A 15,305-nucleotide genomic window follows, 5' to 3' on the forward strand; every position below is an offset into this window, starting at 1 on the left:
GCGTCCGCTGCGCTCCGCTTCCCAAGAGAATTCGTCGAGAATCGGCCGAATCCGGACAAATTCGCTTGGGAAGCGGAGCGTCAGAAGCCGGGGGACGCGCGCTGCAGGATCACCTCGAGGTCCACCCCGGCGGGCAGGGTGCCGAACGCGCTGCCCCAGTCCCGGGAGAGCCGGGTGGCGCAGAAGGCGTCGGCCACGGCCGAGGGGGCGTGGCGCAGCAGCAGCCCGGCCTGGAAGACGACCGCGATCTGCTCCACGACCCGCCGTGCGCGCACCTCGAGGTCCGCGACGTCGGTCAGCTCCTTCTTGAGCTCGGCCAGCGCGTCGTCGTACCGGACATCGGCGCCGGCGGCGAGCTCGGCCTCGGCGAAGAACGCGTCCAGGGTCTGCGGCTCCCGGCCGATCGCCCGCAACGCGTCCAGGGCGGCGACGTTGCCGGAGCCCTCCCAGATCGACAGCAGCGGCAGCTCGCGGTAGATCCGGGCCAGGTCGAAGTCCTCGATGTAGCCGTTGCCGCCCAGGCACTCCAGCGCCTCGGCGGCCACCGCCGGCCCCCGCTTGCACACGTAGTACTTCGTCGCGGCCAGCGCGAGACGTCGTACGGCGGCCTCGGCGCCGTCGCCGTGCACGGCCCGGTCGTTGGCGCCGCTGAGCCGCAGCATCGCCGTGGTCGCGGCCTCGGACTCCAGAGCCAGGTCGGCCAGCACGTTGCGCATCAGGGGCGCCTCGATCAGGCGCTTGCCGAAGGCGGAGCGGTGCTGGGCGTGGTGGGTGGCCTGGACGAGCGCGGAGCGCATGCCCGAGGCGCTGCCGATCACGCAGTCGAGCCGGGTCTGGTTGACCATCTCCACGATGGTCCGCACCCCGCGGCCCTCCTCGCCGACGAGGTAGCCGATCGCGTCGTGGTACTCGATCTCCGAGGACGCGTTCGACCGGTTGCCCAGCTTGTCCTTGAGCCGCTGGAACCGGATCCCGTTGCGCTCCCCGCCGGGCAGCACCCGGGGCAGCAGGAAGCAGGACAGCCCGCCGGGCGCCTGGGCGAGGGTGAGGAACAGGTCCGACATCGGCGCGGAGGTGAACCACTTGTGCCCGACGAGTCGGTAGGTGCCCGGCTCCCCGGGCAGCGGGGTGGCGGTGGTGGTGTTGGCGCGGACGTCGGAGCCGCCCTGCTTCTCGGTCATCGACATGCCGGCGATGAGCCCTGCCTTGGTCTCCGGGTCGCGCAGGCCGGGGTCGTAGGCCCGGTTGGTCAGCAGCGGCTCGAACCGCGACGCCAGCTCCGGGTTCGCACGCAGCGCGGGGATGACGGCGTACGTCATCGAGATCGGGCAGCCGTGCCCGGCGTCGACGTTCCAGGCGTAGAACTTCGCCGCGCGGGCGACGTGGGCGCCGGGCCGGTCGTCGGCCCACGGCGCGGCGTGGATGCCGTGGCTCACCGCGGTCTCCATCAACCGGTGGTACGACGCGGTGTACTCCACCTCGTCGAGGCGCCGGCCGTAGCGGTCGTGGGTGTACAGCACCGGCGGGGTGCGCTCGGCGAGGCGGCCCCACTCGATCGCCTCGGCGGTGCCGGCGAGGCGGCCGACGTCGTGGATCTCGGGCAGCGCCCAGGCCGCGCCCTCGCGCGCGACGCCCTCGAGCAGTGCCGGGTCCGCGGCGGTGTCGTGGCCGAGCAGCGGCGGCACCTGGTTGAACACCTCGTGGGTCTCGGCAGCCATGAAGCGACATTACGCATCTGTCGACAGTCGTGTCCATGGATGTAGCACGGCGGTAGGCTCGGGACGTGCCGGAACCGACCCCGCTGTCCGCGCGCTCGGTGGTGCTCAGCCTGCTGCTGGGCTCCCACCCGGACCGGATGAGCGCCGCGGCGCTGGTCCGCGCCGCGGCCCACTTCGCGGTCCCGGCCCCCACCGCCCGGGTCGCGCTCACCCGCGCGGTGGCCGCCGGCGACCTGCGCCGCGAGGACGGCGACTACCTGCTCGGCGAGCGCCTCGCCGCCCGGCAGCGTCGCCAGGACGAGGCGGTGCTCGACGCGGAGCGGGAGTGGGACGGCACCTGGGAGGTCGCGGTCGTCGTGGTCACCGGGCGCCCCGGAGCGGAACGGGCGGCGCTGCGGGACCGGCTGGCCTCCTACCGGCTCGCGGAGCTGCGCGAAGGCGTGTGGCTGCGCCCGGCCAACCTGCGCCGCCCGCGCGGCTACGCCGACGACCCGGTGCTCGCCACGGCGCTGGCCACCCCCGACGCCGACCCGCGCACCCTCGCCGCCGGGCTGTGGGACCTCACCGGCTGGGCCGCCACCGGCCGCGACCTGCTCGCCCACCTCGCCGCCCGGCACGACCCGGCGCTGCGCCTGGCCGCGGCGGCCGCCCTGGTCCGGCACCTGGCCACCGACCCGCTGCTGCCACGCGCGCTGCTGCCCGCGGACTGGCCGGCGCAGCAGATGCGGGAGGCGTACGCCGCCTACCAGGACGAGCTGCGGGCGCTGGCCATCGGACGCTGAGGCCCGGCCCTCGCGGCGAGCTCAGTCCTCCTCGTCAGCCGTCCCCGGCGTCCCCGGCGTCCCCGGCGTCCCCGGCGTCCCCGGCGTCGAGGTCCTCCAGGTCCGCGAGGTCCTCGAGCAGCGCGCGGGCGCGCAGGGCGGCGTCCACCGCGATCTCGACGTCGTCGGCGAGGTCCGCCGGCCCCGGCGCGAGATCCGGGTCCGGGCCCAGGTCTGGTTCGAGGTCGGGCCGGCCGGCGGGCAGGGTCCGGGCGTGCAGCTCGCCGAGCAGCGCCTCGCGGTCCAGGCCGCGCACCGCCATCAGGACCAATGGGTCCTCCTCCACCAGCCAGCCGGTCTGCACCAATACGGCGACGGCGTGCGGGCAGGGGTCGAGGTAGTGCGCGCAGGTGCAGGTCGCGGCCAGCTCGGCGCCGTACGGCAGCAGCTCGACACCGACCTCCTCGAGGTGCTCCACGAGGTCGTGCGGCAGGTCCCCCGCGAGCAGGTCGGCGATCCGCCCGGACTCCGCGGCGACCACCTCCACCAGGGCGCGGCGGGCGTCGTCGTCGAGGACCGGGACCACCACCTCGACGGTCCAGGCGTCGTCGCCGTCGCGGACCGCGGCGAGCAGGGTGCCACTGTCGACGGTGATGCCGCCGACGTCGCCGCGGCGCGCAGCGGCCTTGCCGGGCTTCAGCTCGGCCTCGGAGTAGGCCGCCTCCTCCACCGCCCGCAGCCAGGCCTTGCCCCACCAGGTGCGTACGCCGCGCCGCGGCGCGGCCAGGCGGGCATAGGTGGTGCGCATCAGTCGGTCTCGCTGAGCAGGGCGGTCCGGCGGGCCTCGGCACGCAGGGTGACGAGGTCCCGCAGCTCCTCGTTGCTGAGCTCGGTGAGCGCGGCGTCGCCGCGGGCCAGCACGGCGTCGGCGAGCTGCCGCTTGCGGTCCAGCAGCCCGGCGACGCGCTCCTCGATGGTGCCGCGGGTGACCATCCGGTGCACCTGGACCGGCTTGGTCTGCCCGATCCGGTAGGCGCGGTCGGTGGCCTGCTCCTCCACCGCGGGGTTCCACCAGCGGTCGAAGTGCACGACGTGGTCGGCGCGGGTCAGGTTCAGTCCCGTGCCGCCGGCCTTCAGCGAGAGCAGGAAGACGCTCACCCCCGAGCCGTCGGCGGCCTGGAACCGGCGCACCATCTCCTCGCGCGCGGCCACCGGGGTGCCGCCGTGCAGCAGCTGGTGCCGCACGCCGGTCGCGGCGAGATGCTGCTCGATCAGGCGGGCCATGGCGACGTACTGGGTGAAGACCAGGACCGCGCCGTCCTCGGCGAGCACGGTGGCGAGCAGCTCGTCGAGCAGCTCCAGCTTCTCCGAGCGGCCGGTGAGCCGGACCGCGCCGGACTGCTTGAGGAACTGCGCGGGGTGGTTGCAGATCTGCTTCAGGCCGGTGAGCAGGGCGAGCACCAGGCCGCGCCGCGAGTCCTCGTCGGCGCGCTCGATGCGCTCCATGGTGTCCTTGACGAACGCCTCGTAGAGCACCACCTGCTCCCGGGTCAGGCCGAGCAGGTGGTCGGTCTCGGTCTTGGGCGGCAGCTCGGGCGCGATGCCGGGGTCGGACTTGCGGCGGCGCAGCAGGAACGGGCCGATCAGGTCCGCGAACTGGCGGGCCTTCGTCGGCTCGGCGCCGGACTCGATCGGGGCCGCCCACACCCGACGGAACGCCTGCCGGCTGCCGAGCAGACCCGGCACGCACCAGTCGAGGATCGACCACAGCTCGGTGAGGTCGTTCTCCACCGGCGTGCCGGTCAGCGCCACCCGGGCGCGGCTGGGGACCTGCCGCAGCGCGCGGGCGGTGGAGGTGCGTGAGTTCTTCACGTGCTGGGCCTCGTCGGCGACCACGAGGTCCCAGTCGATCGCGGCCAGGGTGGCGACGTCGCGGCGCAGCGTGCCGTACGTCGTCAGCACGAACCCACCGCCCGTGCCGGTCTCGATCGGCAGGATCTCCTCCACCGGTGCGTCCTCGGCCGCGCCACCCTCGGCGTCCCCGCCCTCGGCGTCCCCGTCCTCGGCCACCCTGCGCAGGTGCAGCCCTTCCAGCGACCGCGCCCCGCCGTGGAAGCGGCGCACGGGCACACCGGGGGCGAACTTCTGGATCTCGCTCTCCCAGTTGCCGAGCAGGCTGGCCGGGCAGACCACGAGGGTCGGCCGGCCCTGCGACAGCCCGCTCACGGCGCGGTGCAGGTGCAGCGAGATCAGGGTGATCGTCTTGCCCAGGCCCATGTCGTCGGCCAGGCAGGCGCCCAGGCCCAGGCCGGTGAGGTCGGCCAGCCAGGTCAGGCCGTGGCGCTGGTAGTCGCGCAGCGTCGCCGCCAGGCCGGCGGGCGCGGGCAGCGGGTCGCGGGTGGCGGCGGCCAGCACCCGCTCGCGGACCTTCAGCAGGCTGGCGCCGACGATCACCGGGGCGCTCGCGGAGTCGCTGCCGGACTCGGCGCCGGGGTCGGTGCCGTGCTCGGCGTTGGGGTCGGCGGGCAGCTCGGTGACGCCGGTCAGGGCGGCGGCCAGGGCCTGCGGGCCGCTGGCGCGGCGGATCAGTCGCTTGCGGGCGCGCCGGGCGACCGCGGGGTCGACGACGGTCCACTGCCCGCGGAGCTTGACGATCGGGCTGGCCGCGCCGGCCAGCTCCGCCATCTCCTCCTCCGTCAACGGCTCCCCGTGCAGTGCCACCTGCCAGGAGAATGCGAACAGTCCCTGCGCGGAGAACGGGCTCTCCTGCAGCGCCGGCTCGAGATCGCGCTCGACCTTGCCGCGGCCCTTGCCCGCCTTGTCGACGAGGCCGGTGCGCACATCCAGCACGGCACGGGTGGTCAGCTCGGGGCCGAGCGAGCGCGGCCAGTGCACGTCGACCCCGGCCGCGCGCAGCGCACCGACGTGCTCGAGCAGGCTCGTGATCTCGTCTGCGTCGAGGGTGAGCTGGTCCGGTACGGCGAGCGCGAGCAGGCGCTCCAGCACCGGCCACGCGTCGGCGGCGGCGCGCAGCGCGATGCTGGCGTGCACTCGGGAGCGGCCACCGAAGCCGTGCTCGGCGGGTCCGGCGGTCCACAGCAGTGCGGCGTCGGCGACGTGCAGCGGGTCGCGCTCGTCGTGCACCTGCAGCACGATCCGCACCGCGCCGGCGACGAGCTCCTCCTCGTCGGCCTCCACCCGCAGCGAGATCCGGACCAGCTCCGGCAGCCGGCGTCCACGCTCCTCTGGCTGGCCGGCCCCGGCAGTGAGGTCGGCGGGGGCGGCGGGGTCCGTGCTGGCGGGCCGGGTGCCGGCGGCCTGCTCGCGGGCCAGGCGCTCGGCGAGCCGGCGGCGCACCCGCTCGGTGAACGCGTCCGGGTCGCGACCGGCCTTCCCGGATCCGGGCTTGTCCGGTCCGGCTTGCGTGGGTCCGGCCTGCGTGGGTCCGGCCTGCGTGGGGTGGGTCGGTCCGGGGCGGCCCGGCGTGGCGGGCGCGGCCGACGAGGCGGGGTCGGTGGGCGCGGGCCGGGGTGCGGCGCGGGACATGGCGTCGGCGACCGCGTCGAGCAGCGCGCGGACGGTCTCCTCGGCGGCAGCCGGCGGCAGGTCGTCGTAGGAGCGGGCCTCGGCGAGGCGTCGTACGGCGTCCTCGTCGCGCTCGTCCAGGCCGTGCACCCGCCAGCCGTCGGCGGTGGGGGCGACCTTGCCGGCCGCGACCAGGCGCAGCGCGATCAGGACCGCGCCGCCGAGCAGCGCGACACTGGGATGGGTGTCGGGGGCGCTCCGTGCCCGGCTGAGCACCGGCAGCGCGGCACGTACGCCGAGGGCGACCCGCCGCCCCCCGGGTCGGCCGTCGGTGAACTCGACCTGGCCGGCCTGCGGCGGAGTCCCCGGCCGGAAGGTCGCCGGTCCGCTCACCGGGACGAAGCCCACGCCGTTCTCCTGCCCTTGCCGCCCGTCGTCTGCGCCCCGGCTGCGCGGGGCCGCACCACGCTAGCGCCCCCTCCCGACGGGTCCCAGACGACGACCGGCGCGGCCCCGGCGAGACATGCTCGCCGGGACCGCGCCGATGGCTGGGCCGATGCTGGGGCCGATGCTTGGAGCTCGGGTCGGGTCAGGCCGGTGCGGCGTCGTACGGCGCGGGGTCGGCCTGGCGACGGGCACGGATCCGGGACAGCAGGACCGCCCCGAGGAGCAGCACCCCGCCGGCGGCGGCGAGGACGGCGCCCCACCACGTCGGGTGCGCCACGGCGAGGGCCGCGGTGGCCAGCGGCACCAGGATCGCGGGCATCGCGATCGCGGCGATCGTGAAGCCGGAGCTGCCGCTCAGCGCGGCGGCCAGCGCCCACAGCACGGTGAGGACGGCGGCGAAGGCCAGCACCCACCACACGTCGGAGTCGGCGAAGCCGAGCATGCCGCCGTCGTCGGCGCCGAGGGCGGGGAGCGGGGTCGACTCGCCGCCCGCCCCGAGCCCACCGCCGGCTTCGAGGCCGGGGCCCAGGTCCCCGAAGACGTCGCCGAACAGGCCGCTGAAGAACTCCGAGATCAGGCGGGTGAGGAGGAAGGCGGCCATGATGCCGACGTAGGTGACCAGGCCGGCCACGCCGACCGCGACGCCGACGACCGAGCGGCCCGGGAACAGCCAGCCCACGGCGGTGACGACGATGACGAAGACGCCCACGAGGGCGGCGAGGACGACCCCCGGGTTGGTGTCGCCCACTCTGTCGGCGAGGAGGTCGTCGAAGGCCAGGCCGTAGATCAGCGCGAGACCGCCGATCGCGAGGACGAGGAACGCGGCGCGTCGGGTCGCCAGATACCCGAGTGCGGCGAGGGCCACCACGAGCGCTCCGCTGAGGTAGCCCATCCAGTCCTCGGAGACGTCGACGCCGACGTTGAGCATCACCACGCCGGCGACGATCCCCACGACGCCGGGCCAGGTCACGACCTCCTCCCGGGCCCGGCCGCCGACCCGGCGCCGGGCGAGGAACGCACCGAGCACCGCGGCCCCGAGCAGGATCGCGGCCGCGCCGCAGCCCACGATGAAGTTCGACCAGTCCAGGTCGCCGTCGGCCCGGCTGCGCACCGCGGCGATCGCGGCGGCCGCGCCGAGCAGGCCGGTACCGACGGCGACCAGCGCGGCGGTCGGACCGGCGCGGCGGGCGCGGACCGGGGTGGCGACGCCGCCCGTCCCGTCGCCGGTGCCGTCGCTCGTGCGGTCACCGGGGCGGTCGCCGTGGCCTGCGCCGGACGCGGGCAGCACGCTCGTGGCGGCGGGGTCGCGGTGCTGGTCGCCCGACGCGGGGCCCGAGGTGGCCGGGGTGCCCACGGGGCGCGGCCGGGCGGGGTCTGCGGTGGGGTCGGTGGCGGGGTCGGTGGCGGGCTCGGCGGCCGGGGGCGGCACCGAGGCCGGGTCGGAGGGGTCCACCGGCTCACCGGAGGCGTCCGCGGGCTGACCGGAGCCGGGCTGACCGGAGCCGGGCTGACCGGAGCCGGGCTGACCGGAGCCGGGCTGACCGGAGCCGGGCTGACCGGAGCCGGGCTGACCGGAGCCGGGGTGACCGGAGCCGGCGGCGGGCTGGCCGGCGTCGGGCGCGGGCTCCGGGTCGCGGGGCCGGATCACGGTGCCCTCTCCCGGCGGCGGGGGCGGGGGCGGCGGCGGTGCGTCCTCAGGGTTCGGGGTGCCGGGGCGTGGAGCGTCGTCGGTCATGGTCGCCAATGTAGGCGCGGGCGTGGGCCGATCGGGGGACGTCGGCGGCCCGCCGCCACGGGCCACCACCCGTCGTACGGTGCCCAGCCGTCCGTCCGCTTCGAGCCCACGCGTCGGCTACCGCGTCGTACGCCGTGCCGCCGGGTCCGTGACCCCACCCGTCACACGGCCGGTGGTTTCCTGGCGCTTTTCGGGGGTTGCAACCCCCGAAAGCGCAGGAATCCCCGGTCGACCGGGGATTCCTGCACCCTGCGGGCTCAGCCCGACAACCCCAGCACGAGCGGTACGACGGCAGCGGCGCCAGCGTCGTGCAGGGCCGCGGCGGCGAGGGTGTTGGACCAGCCGGTGACGACGCGGTCGTCGACGAGCAGCACCCGGGCGCCGCGGACGGCGTCGGGGGCGTCGAGGCGCAGCGCGCAGCGCCGGGTGACGGCGGCGACGCGCTGGGCGGAGTTGGTGGCACCGCGGTCGGGGCCGACGCCGGGGTCGGCGATCGCCCACCGGCCGACGACGGGCAGGCCGAGGTAGCGGGACAGCCCGTGCGCGAGGTCGGCGACCAGCTGCGGGCGGCGCTCGGACTCGGCGACGACCATCACGTCGACCTGCGGGCGCCAGTCGGCGAGCATCGCGACCATCGCTCGGGCCAGGCCGTCGGGGACGGGCCCGTCGGTGACGCCGGTGGGTGAGGCGGGGTCGTGGGCGAACAGCCCGCGCAGCGCGGCGCCGTGACCGAGGTCGGTCAGCCGGGCGACGGCGCGGCCGGTCTCGGCGGGCTGGCGGATCTTGCCGGACAGCTCCACGCCGATCGCGGGCAGGCCGGTGGGCCACAGCTTGCGGGGCTCGATCGGGACACCGGGGCGGGCGAGCCGGTCGGCGGCCTCCTCGACGGCGGCGGTGGAGACCTCGGTGGACAGGGTCAGGCCACCGCAGTTGTCGCAGCGCCCACACCGCCAGTCGGGGTCGGCGAGGACCTCGGGGTCGTCGAGCTGGCGGCGCAGGAACCGCATCCGGCACTCGTCGGTGTCCAGGTACTCCAGCATCGCCTGCTGCTCGGCGGCCCGCGACGCGGCGACCCGCGCGTACCGCTCGGCGTCGTAGGACCACTCCCGTCCGGTCGCCTCCCAGCCGCCGCGCACCCGGCGCACCGCGCCGTCGACGTCGAGCACCTTGAGCATCGTCTCCAGCCGGTTGCGGGAGAGGTCCACCCGCGGCTCCAGCGCGGCGGTGCTCATCACGCCGCCGTGCTCGGCGAGCGCGGCCAGCGTCTCGCGCACCAGCTCCTCGCGCGGGAAGGCCAGCGAGGAGAAGTACGCCCAGATGTCACGGTCCTCCGGCGCCGGCAGCAGCACCACCGAGGCACCCTCGGGTGGCAGGTTCGTGCCGCGGCCGGCACGGCCGACCTGCTGGTAGTAGGCCACCGGGCTGCTCGGTGCCCCCAGGTTGACCACGAACCCGAGCGAGGCGTCGAAGCCCATCCCCAGCGCGCTGGTGGCGATCAGCGCCTTCACCTCGCCGTCGATCAGCGCCTGCTCCAGCGCGAGCCGCTCCGTCTGCTCGGTCTGCCCGGAGTACGCCGCGACCCGGTGCCCGCGCGAGCGCAGGTAGTCCGCGACCTCCTGGGTGGCCGCGACCGTCAGGCAGTAGACGATCCCGCTGCCGGGCTGCTCGGCGAGGTGGTCGGCCAACCAGGCCAGCCGTTGCTCGGCGGTGCGCAGCCGTACGACGCCCAACCGCAACGACGCGCGGTCCAGGGTGCCGCGCAGCACCAGCACGTCGGCCAGGCCGCCGCCGGGCGAGACCAGCTGGTCGGCCACGTCGTCGGTGACCCGCTGGTTGGCGGTGGCGGTGGTGGCCAGCACCGGGATCCCGGTCGGCAGCTCGGCCAGCAGCGTGCGGATGCGGCGGTAGTCGGGCCGGAAGTCGTGGCCCCAGTCGGAGATGCAGTGCGCCTCGTCGACCACCAGCAGCCCGCAGGTCGCGGCCAGCCGCGGCAGCACCTCGTCGCGGAACCCGGGGTTGTTCAGCCGCTCCGGGCTCACCAGCAGCACGTCGACCTCGCCGGCCGCGATCGCGGCGTGCGCGGAGTCCCACTGCTCCAGGTTGGTCGAGTTCACCGTGACCGCGCGGATGCCGGCGCGCTCGGCGGCGGCGATCTGGTTGCGCATCAGCGCCAGCAGCGGCGAGATGATCACCGTCGGGCCGGCGCCCTGCTCGCGCAGCAGCAGCGTGGCCACGAAGTAGACCGCCGACTTTCCCCAGCCGGTGCGCTGCACCACCAGCGCGCGGCGCCGGTCGTGGACCAGCGCGGAGATCGCGGCCCACTGGTCGTCGTACAGCCGCGCCTCGGGGTTGCCGACCAGCGCCTGGAGGTGCTGCTCGGCGCGGGCGCGGCCCGCGGCGACGTCGGAGGAGACGGTGGGGCCGGTGCTCATGGCCCCGTGTCTACCAGCCACCCACGACGCGCCTCACGGGCTGGGTCGCCGCCGCCCTGCCCTCGCAGCGTGGAAAGAAGGTAAAGAATCGTCCGACCCGCGAGCGCTCCGAGACACGGCCGCACCGAGGTCGTATATTTCTTGGTGCAGCGGCTGGTGACCCGAGACACCAGCCGCTGCTTCTATTTGTCCCACGCCAGGTCCGCAGGGGTAGTCAGCAGCGCCACGTCCACGACGACTGGCCGGTGCCGAAGCTCAGTGCTCGCGCGGCTCCACGCCGAGGGTGCGGCAGGCGGCGTCGTACAGCGCCACCACCTCGCGGCGGATCTCCCCGCGCTCGGTGATCGGGCCGCCCGGCCACGGCACGCGACGCTCGCCGAGCGGACCCTCCGGACCCATCACGGTCCAGGTGCCGGCCTCACCGTCCGCGCCGCTCATCGACGCGGCGGTGGCCTCGGGGGCACCGTTGGCGCGGACGATCAGCAGGTTGTCCTCGAGGTGGTCACCGTTCATGTGGGCCATCACGGCCTCGACGACGGCGGGGTCGAAGGTGTGCGTCATGAGCGCATCCTGCCCGGTACGACGAAACGACCGCACCCCGACGCACGCCGGCGCGGCGGGGCGGCCGGTCGGGCTCGGCGCTGGCTCGGTGCTGACTCGGTGCTGACTCGGTGCTGGATTGAGCCGCGGATCACCGGGGCAGGATGCCGCGACCATGACCGTGCCGTTCCCCTCCTACGAGCCTCCCGAGCAGCCGCACCCCGAGCCCGCTGCACAGTCCCCCGCCGCACCACACCCCGCCGAGCGGCCGCAGACCGAGCCCGCCGGGTGGCTGCTGTGGCCCGTGCGCGCGGTGGCCCTGGTAGTGGTGCTGCCGGTCCGGTTGGTGTGGGAGGCGCTGTGCGCGGTCGGCCGGGTGCTGGACCGGGTGCTGGCGGCGCTGGGCCGGCTGCTGGGGGGCGTGCTGCGGCTGCTCGGTGCCCCGTTCGCGTGGCTGTGGCGCTCGGCGCTGCGGCCGGTGCTCGCCGCGATCGGCACGGTGCTCTGGGCGGTGGCGACGTTCCTCGGTCGCGGTGCGGCGTGGCCGTTCGTGACGCTGTGGCGCCTGGTGCTGGTACCGCTCGGGGCGCTCCTCGTCTCGGCCGTGGCGCTGGTGTTCATGACGCTGTGGCGCTGGTTGCTGGCTCCCGTCGTCCGGGCGCTGGGGGGTGTCCTCGCCGCGGTGTGGAGCGTGGTGACGTGGGCCTGGCACGCGGCGGGCCGGGTGCTGCGCTTCGTGGGCCGGGTGCTGGCCTGGCCCTTCGTGCAGCTGTACCGCCACGTGCTCACGCCGATCGGGCACGCCCTGCGCGCGGTGTGGCGGGCGGTCGTGGTGGCCCCGGCCCGGATGGTGCGCCGCGCCGTGCGGGCGGTGGTGGACGGAGTCCTGTCCCCCGTACGACGTGCCTCCGCGGCTGTCCGCAGCCAGGTCAGCGGGGTGCTGCGCACCCTCACCGGTCGAACCCGCTGAACCCCGGCTGAGCCGTCGTACGGGGCAGACCCCTCAGCGCCGGGTGCGCGTCACCAGATCCGGACCCGGTCGGCCGGGTCGAGCCACAGGCCGTCGCCGGGCGCGGTCTCGAAGACCTCGTGGAACTCGTCGAGGTTGCGCGCGATGTTGGCGCGGAACTCCGGCGGCGAGTGCGGGTCGATGGTCAGGTACTGCCGCTCCTGCTCCTCGCGACGCTTCGTGCGCCACACGAAGGCCCAGTTGAGGAACAGCCTGCGGCGGTCCTCCACCGACGCCTGCCCGCCGCAGGAGATCAGGTAGGCCGTGTGGGCGATGGTCAGCCCGCCGAGGTCGCCGATGTTCTCGCCGACGGTGAGGGCGCCGTTGACGTGCTCCCCGGGCAGGTTGCGCGGGGAGAAGCCGTCGTACTGCGCGATGAGCGCCTTGGACTTCACCTCGAACGCGGCCTTGTCGTCGGTGGTCCACCAGTCGTTGAGGTTGCCCTCGCCGTCGTACTGCGCACCCTGGTCGTCGAAGCCGTGGCCGACCTCGTGGCCGATCACCGCGCCGATGCCGCCGTAGTTTTCGGCCGGGTGGGCGTCGGGGGCGAAGAACGGCTTCTGCAGGATGCCCGCGGGGAAGCAGATCTCGTTGGTGCCGGGGTTGTAGTAGGCGTTGACGGTCTGCGGCAGCATGAACCACTCGTCGCGGTCCACCGGCGAGCCGATCTTGGCCAGCTGCCGGTCGGTCTCGAAGGCGGCGGCGGCCTGGGCGTTGGCGACCAGGTCGTCGGGCACGACCACGAGCGCGGAGTAGTCGCGGAACTCCTCCGGGTAGCCGATCTTGGGCCGGAACGTCGCGAGCTTCTCGTAGGCGCGCTGCTTGGTCTCCTCGGTCATCCAGTCCAGCTCGGAGATGGAGACCCGGTAGGCCTCGAGCAGGTTGGCGACCAGGTCGTCCATCATCGCCTTCGAGCTCGGCGGGAAGTGCCGGGCGACGTACTCCTTGCCCACCGCCTCACCCATCGCGCCCTCGACGAAGGAGACCGCCCGCTTCCACCGCGCCCGCAGCTCCGGGGTGCCGGACAGGGTGCGGCCGTAGAAGTCGAAGTTGGTCTCGACGAAGTCGTCGGCCAGGTACGGCGCCGCGGAGCGCAGCACGCGGGAGGCGAACCAGTCGCGCCACGTCTCGATCCCGGTCTCCTCCAGCACCGTCGACAGGTGCGCCAGGTACGACGGCTGCCGCACGATGACCTCCGCCAGCGTGGCGTGCTCACCGCTGACCCGGCCGCCCAGGTTGGTGATGTAGGCGTCCCAGTCGAAGGCCGGGCACAGCTCCTTGAGCTGCTCACCACTCAGCAGGTTGTAGGTCTTCTGCACGTCGCGGGTCTCGGCGCGCTCCCAGTGCCCCTGCGCGAGGCGGGTGTCGAGCTCGAGCACCCGGCGCGCGGCACCGGCGGGGTCGGGGTGCTCACCGAGGGCCAGCAGCCGCTCGAGATAGGCCAGGTAGGCCTGGCGGATCTCGGCGAACTTCTCGTCGCGGTAGTAGGACTCGTCAGGCAGGCCGAGGCCGCCCTGCACGACGTGGAACAGGTAGCGGTCGGAGGCGCGGTCGTCGGTGCTGACGTAGGAGCCGAACAGGCCGTAGCCGCCGATCCGCTCGAACTCGCCGAGGAACGCGGCCAGGTCGCGGACGTCGCGCAGCGCGGCGGCTGCGGCGAGCTGGGGGCGCACCGGCTCCAGGCCGGCGGCCGCGACGGCCTCGGTGTCCATGAAGGAGTTGTAGAGATCGGCGATCTTGCGGGCGTCCTCACCGTCCACGCCCTCCGCGGCACCCGAAGCGGCGAGCTCGGTGATGATCTCCTTGACGTGCTGCTCCGCGGCATCGGCGAGCTGCACGAACGGGCCCCAGCTGGAACGGTCGGAGGGGATCTCGGCCTCACGCAGCCACGTGCCGTTGACGTGGCCGAACAGGTCGTCCTGGGGGCGGGTGTCGAGGTCCATGCCCGGGCGGGCGTCGTCGAGGATGCTCACGCACCGAGAGTAGAGGACCCGACCGAGCCCCAGACGGGGCCGGGGACGGGGCCGGTGGGCGGGGCAGGCGGAGGTTTCCTTGCGGTTCGGGGGGTTGCAACCCCCGAACAGCGCAGGAATCCCCGGTCGACCGGGGATTCCGACGCCCCCTCACCCCCGCAGCCGCACGACGGACTTCCCCAACGTGGCGCGGTTGTCCATGTCGATGAGGGCCTGCCCGAACTGCTCCATCGGGTACACCTTGCCGACGGGCGGCTTGACGATGCCGGCGGTGATCATGGGCACGATCTGCTCCCACTGGCGCGCCATGTAGCCGGGGTGGGAGAAGGCGTACTCGCCCCAGCCGACGCCGCGGACGTCGGTGTTGTTGAGCAGCAGCCGGTTCACCTTGACCTCGGGGATGCCCTCGCCGGCGGCGAAGCCGACGACGAGCACCCGGCCCTGCGGGGCCAGGGAGCGCAGGGAGTCGAGGAACAGCGAGCCGCCGACGACGTCGAGGACGACGTCGACGCCCTTGCCACCGGTCAGCGCGCGGGCGGCGTCCTTGAAGCCCTCGACGCGGATCACCTCGTCGGCGCCGGCGCGGCGGGCGAAGTCGGCCTTCTCGTCGGTGCTCACCACCGCGATCGTGCGGGCGCCGAGGCCCTTGGCGACCTGCAGCGTGGCGGTGCCGACGCCGCCGGCCGCGCCGTGCACGAGCACCGTCTCCCCGGGCTGCAGCCCGCCGCGCTCGTCGAGGGCGAACAGCGCGGTGAGGTAGTTCATCGGCAGCGCCACGGCCTCGTCGAAGGTGATCTCGTCGGGCAGGGCGAACAGGTTCTCCGTCGTACCGGTCACCAGCTCGGCGGCGCCGCCGTAGCCGCCGACGCCGGCGACCCGCTGTCCGGGGGCGAACCCGGGCCCGGAGACCACGGTGCCGGCGAAGTCGACGCCGACGGTGAACGGCGGGGTGGGCTTGAGCTGGTACTGGCCCTTGCTGAGCAACAGGTCGGGGAACGAGACGCCCACCGTGTGCACCTCGACCAGCACCTCGTGCTCGGCCGGAGTGGGGTCCGGCACCTCCTGGACGGCGATGTCGGCGGGGCCGGTGGTGTCGAGGACCTGGAGTGCACGCATGGCGTGAGGCTAGCGGGCGGTGTGGCGTGGCTCACGCGTTTGCTCCGCC

Annotated in this window: 10 protein-coding genes; 2 read left to right on the plus strand and 8 right to left on the minus strand. The window is 74.7% G+C overall.

Annotated features, from left to right (window positions below):
• Nucleotides 1-80: 80 nt before the first annotated feature.
• Nucleotides 81-1,718 (minus strand): acyl-CoA dehydrogenase family protein, encoded by a 1,638-nt coding sequence (locus tag KG111_RS17405; protein WP_205289998.1) that lies wholly within the window; start codon nt 1,716-1,718, stop codon nt 81-83.
• Nucleotides 1,719-1,783: 65 nt separating this feature from the next.
• Here KG111_RS17405 and KG111_RS17410 point away from each other — a divergent pair, with 65 nt between their 5' ends.
• Entirely contained in the window at nt 1,784-2,500 is a 717-nt protein-coding gene (locus tag KG111_RS17410; RefSeq protein WP_249666204.1) for a PaaX family transcriptional regulator C-terminal domain-containing protein, read from the plus strand.
• 34 nt (nt 2,501-2,534) lie between these two features.
• Here the strand turns inward: KG111_RS17410 and KG111_RS17415 are convergent, their stop codons facing one another.
• From KG111_RS17415 to KG111_RS17440, 5 genes are all read right to left on the minus strand, one after another.
• Nucleotides 2,535-3,287: an SWIM zinc finger family protein gene (locus KG111_RS17415; RefSeq protein ID WP_205289999.1), complete on the minus strand. Its 753-nt coding sequence runs from the start codon at nt 3,285-3,287 to the stop codon at nt 2,535-2,537.
• Nucleotides 3,287-6,412, minus strand: coding sequence for a DEAD/DEAH box helicase (locus tag KG111_RS18380; protein ID WP_249666205.1), 3,126 nt, complete (start codon nt 6,410-6,412; stop codon nt 3,287-3,289). Before KG111_RS18380 ends, KG111_RS17415 begins: the two co-directional genes overlap by 1 nt.
• 181 nt (nt 6,413-6,593) lie before the next feature.
• Entirely contained in the window at nt 6,594-8,186 is a 1,593-nt protein-coding gene (locus tag KG111_RS18385; RefSeq protein ID WP_240195207.1) for a hypothetical protein, read from the minus strand.
• Nucleotides 8,187-8,443: 257 nt separating this feature from the next.
• On the minus strand, nt 8,444-10,639 hold the full coding sequence (locus tag KG111_RS17435; RefSeq protein ID WP_372440114.1) for a RecQ family ATP-dependent DNA helicase: 2,196 nt from the start codon (nt 10,637-10,639) through the stop codon (nt 8,444-8,446).
• A 234-nt stretch (nt 10,640-10,873) separates the two neighbouring features.
• Nucleotides 10,874-11,179, minus strand: coding sequence for a DUF2470 domain-containing protein (locus KG111_RS17440; RefSeq protein WP_205290001.1), 306 nt, complete (start codon nt 11,177-11,179; stop codon nt 10,874-10,876).
• 154 nt (nt 11,180-11,333) lie between these two features.
• Between KG111_RS17440 and KG111_RS17445 the strand changes: the two genes are divergently transcribed.
• Entirely contained in the window at nt 11,334-12,128 is a 795-nt protein-coding gene (locus tag KG111_RS17445) for a hypothetical protein (protein WP_205290002.1), read from the plus strand.
• Nucleotides 12,129-12,178: 50 nt separating this feature from the next.
• Here KG111_RS17445 and KG111_RS17450 read toward each other — a convergent pair whose 3' ends face one another.
• Together KG111_RS17450 and KG111_RS17455 are read right to left on the minus strand one after the other, a co-directional pair.
• A complete protein-coding gene (locus KG111_RS17450) occupies nt 12,179-14,140 on the minus strand; it encodes a M13 family metallopeptidase (RefSeq protein WP_283770577.1) in 1,962 nt (653 codons plus the stop codon).
• 150 nt (nt 14,141-14,290) lie between these two features.
• Entirely contained in the window at nt 14,291-15,256 is a 966-nt protein-coding gene (locus KG111_RS17455) for an NADPH:quinone oxidoreductase family protein (protein ID WP_205290003.1), read from the minus strand.
• Between the last annotated feature and the right edge of the window lie 49 nt (nt 15,257-15,305).

This window comes from Nocardioides faecalis, from assembly GCF_018388425.1.
In the GTDB taxonomy this organism is placed as follows: domain Bacteria; phylum Actinomycetota; class Actinomycetes; order Propionibacteriales; family Nocardioidaceae; genus Nocardioides; species Nocardioides faecalis.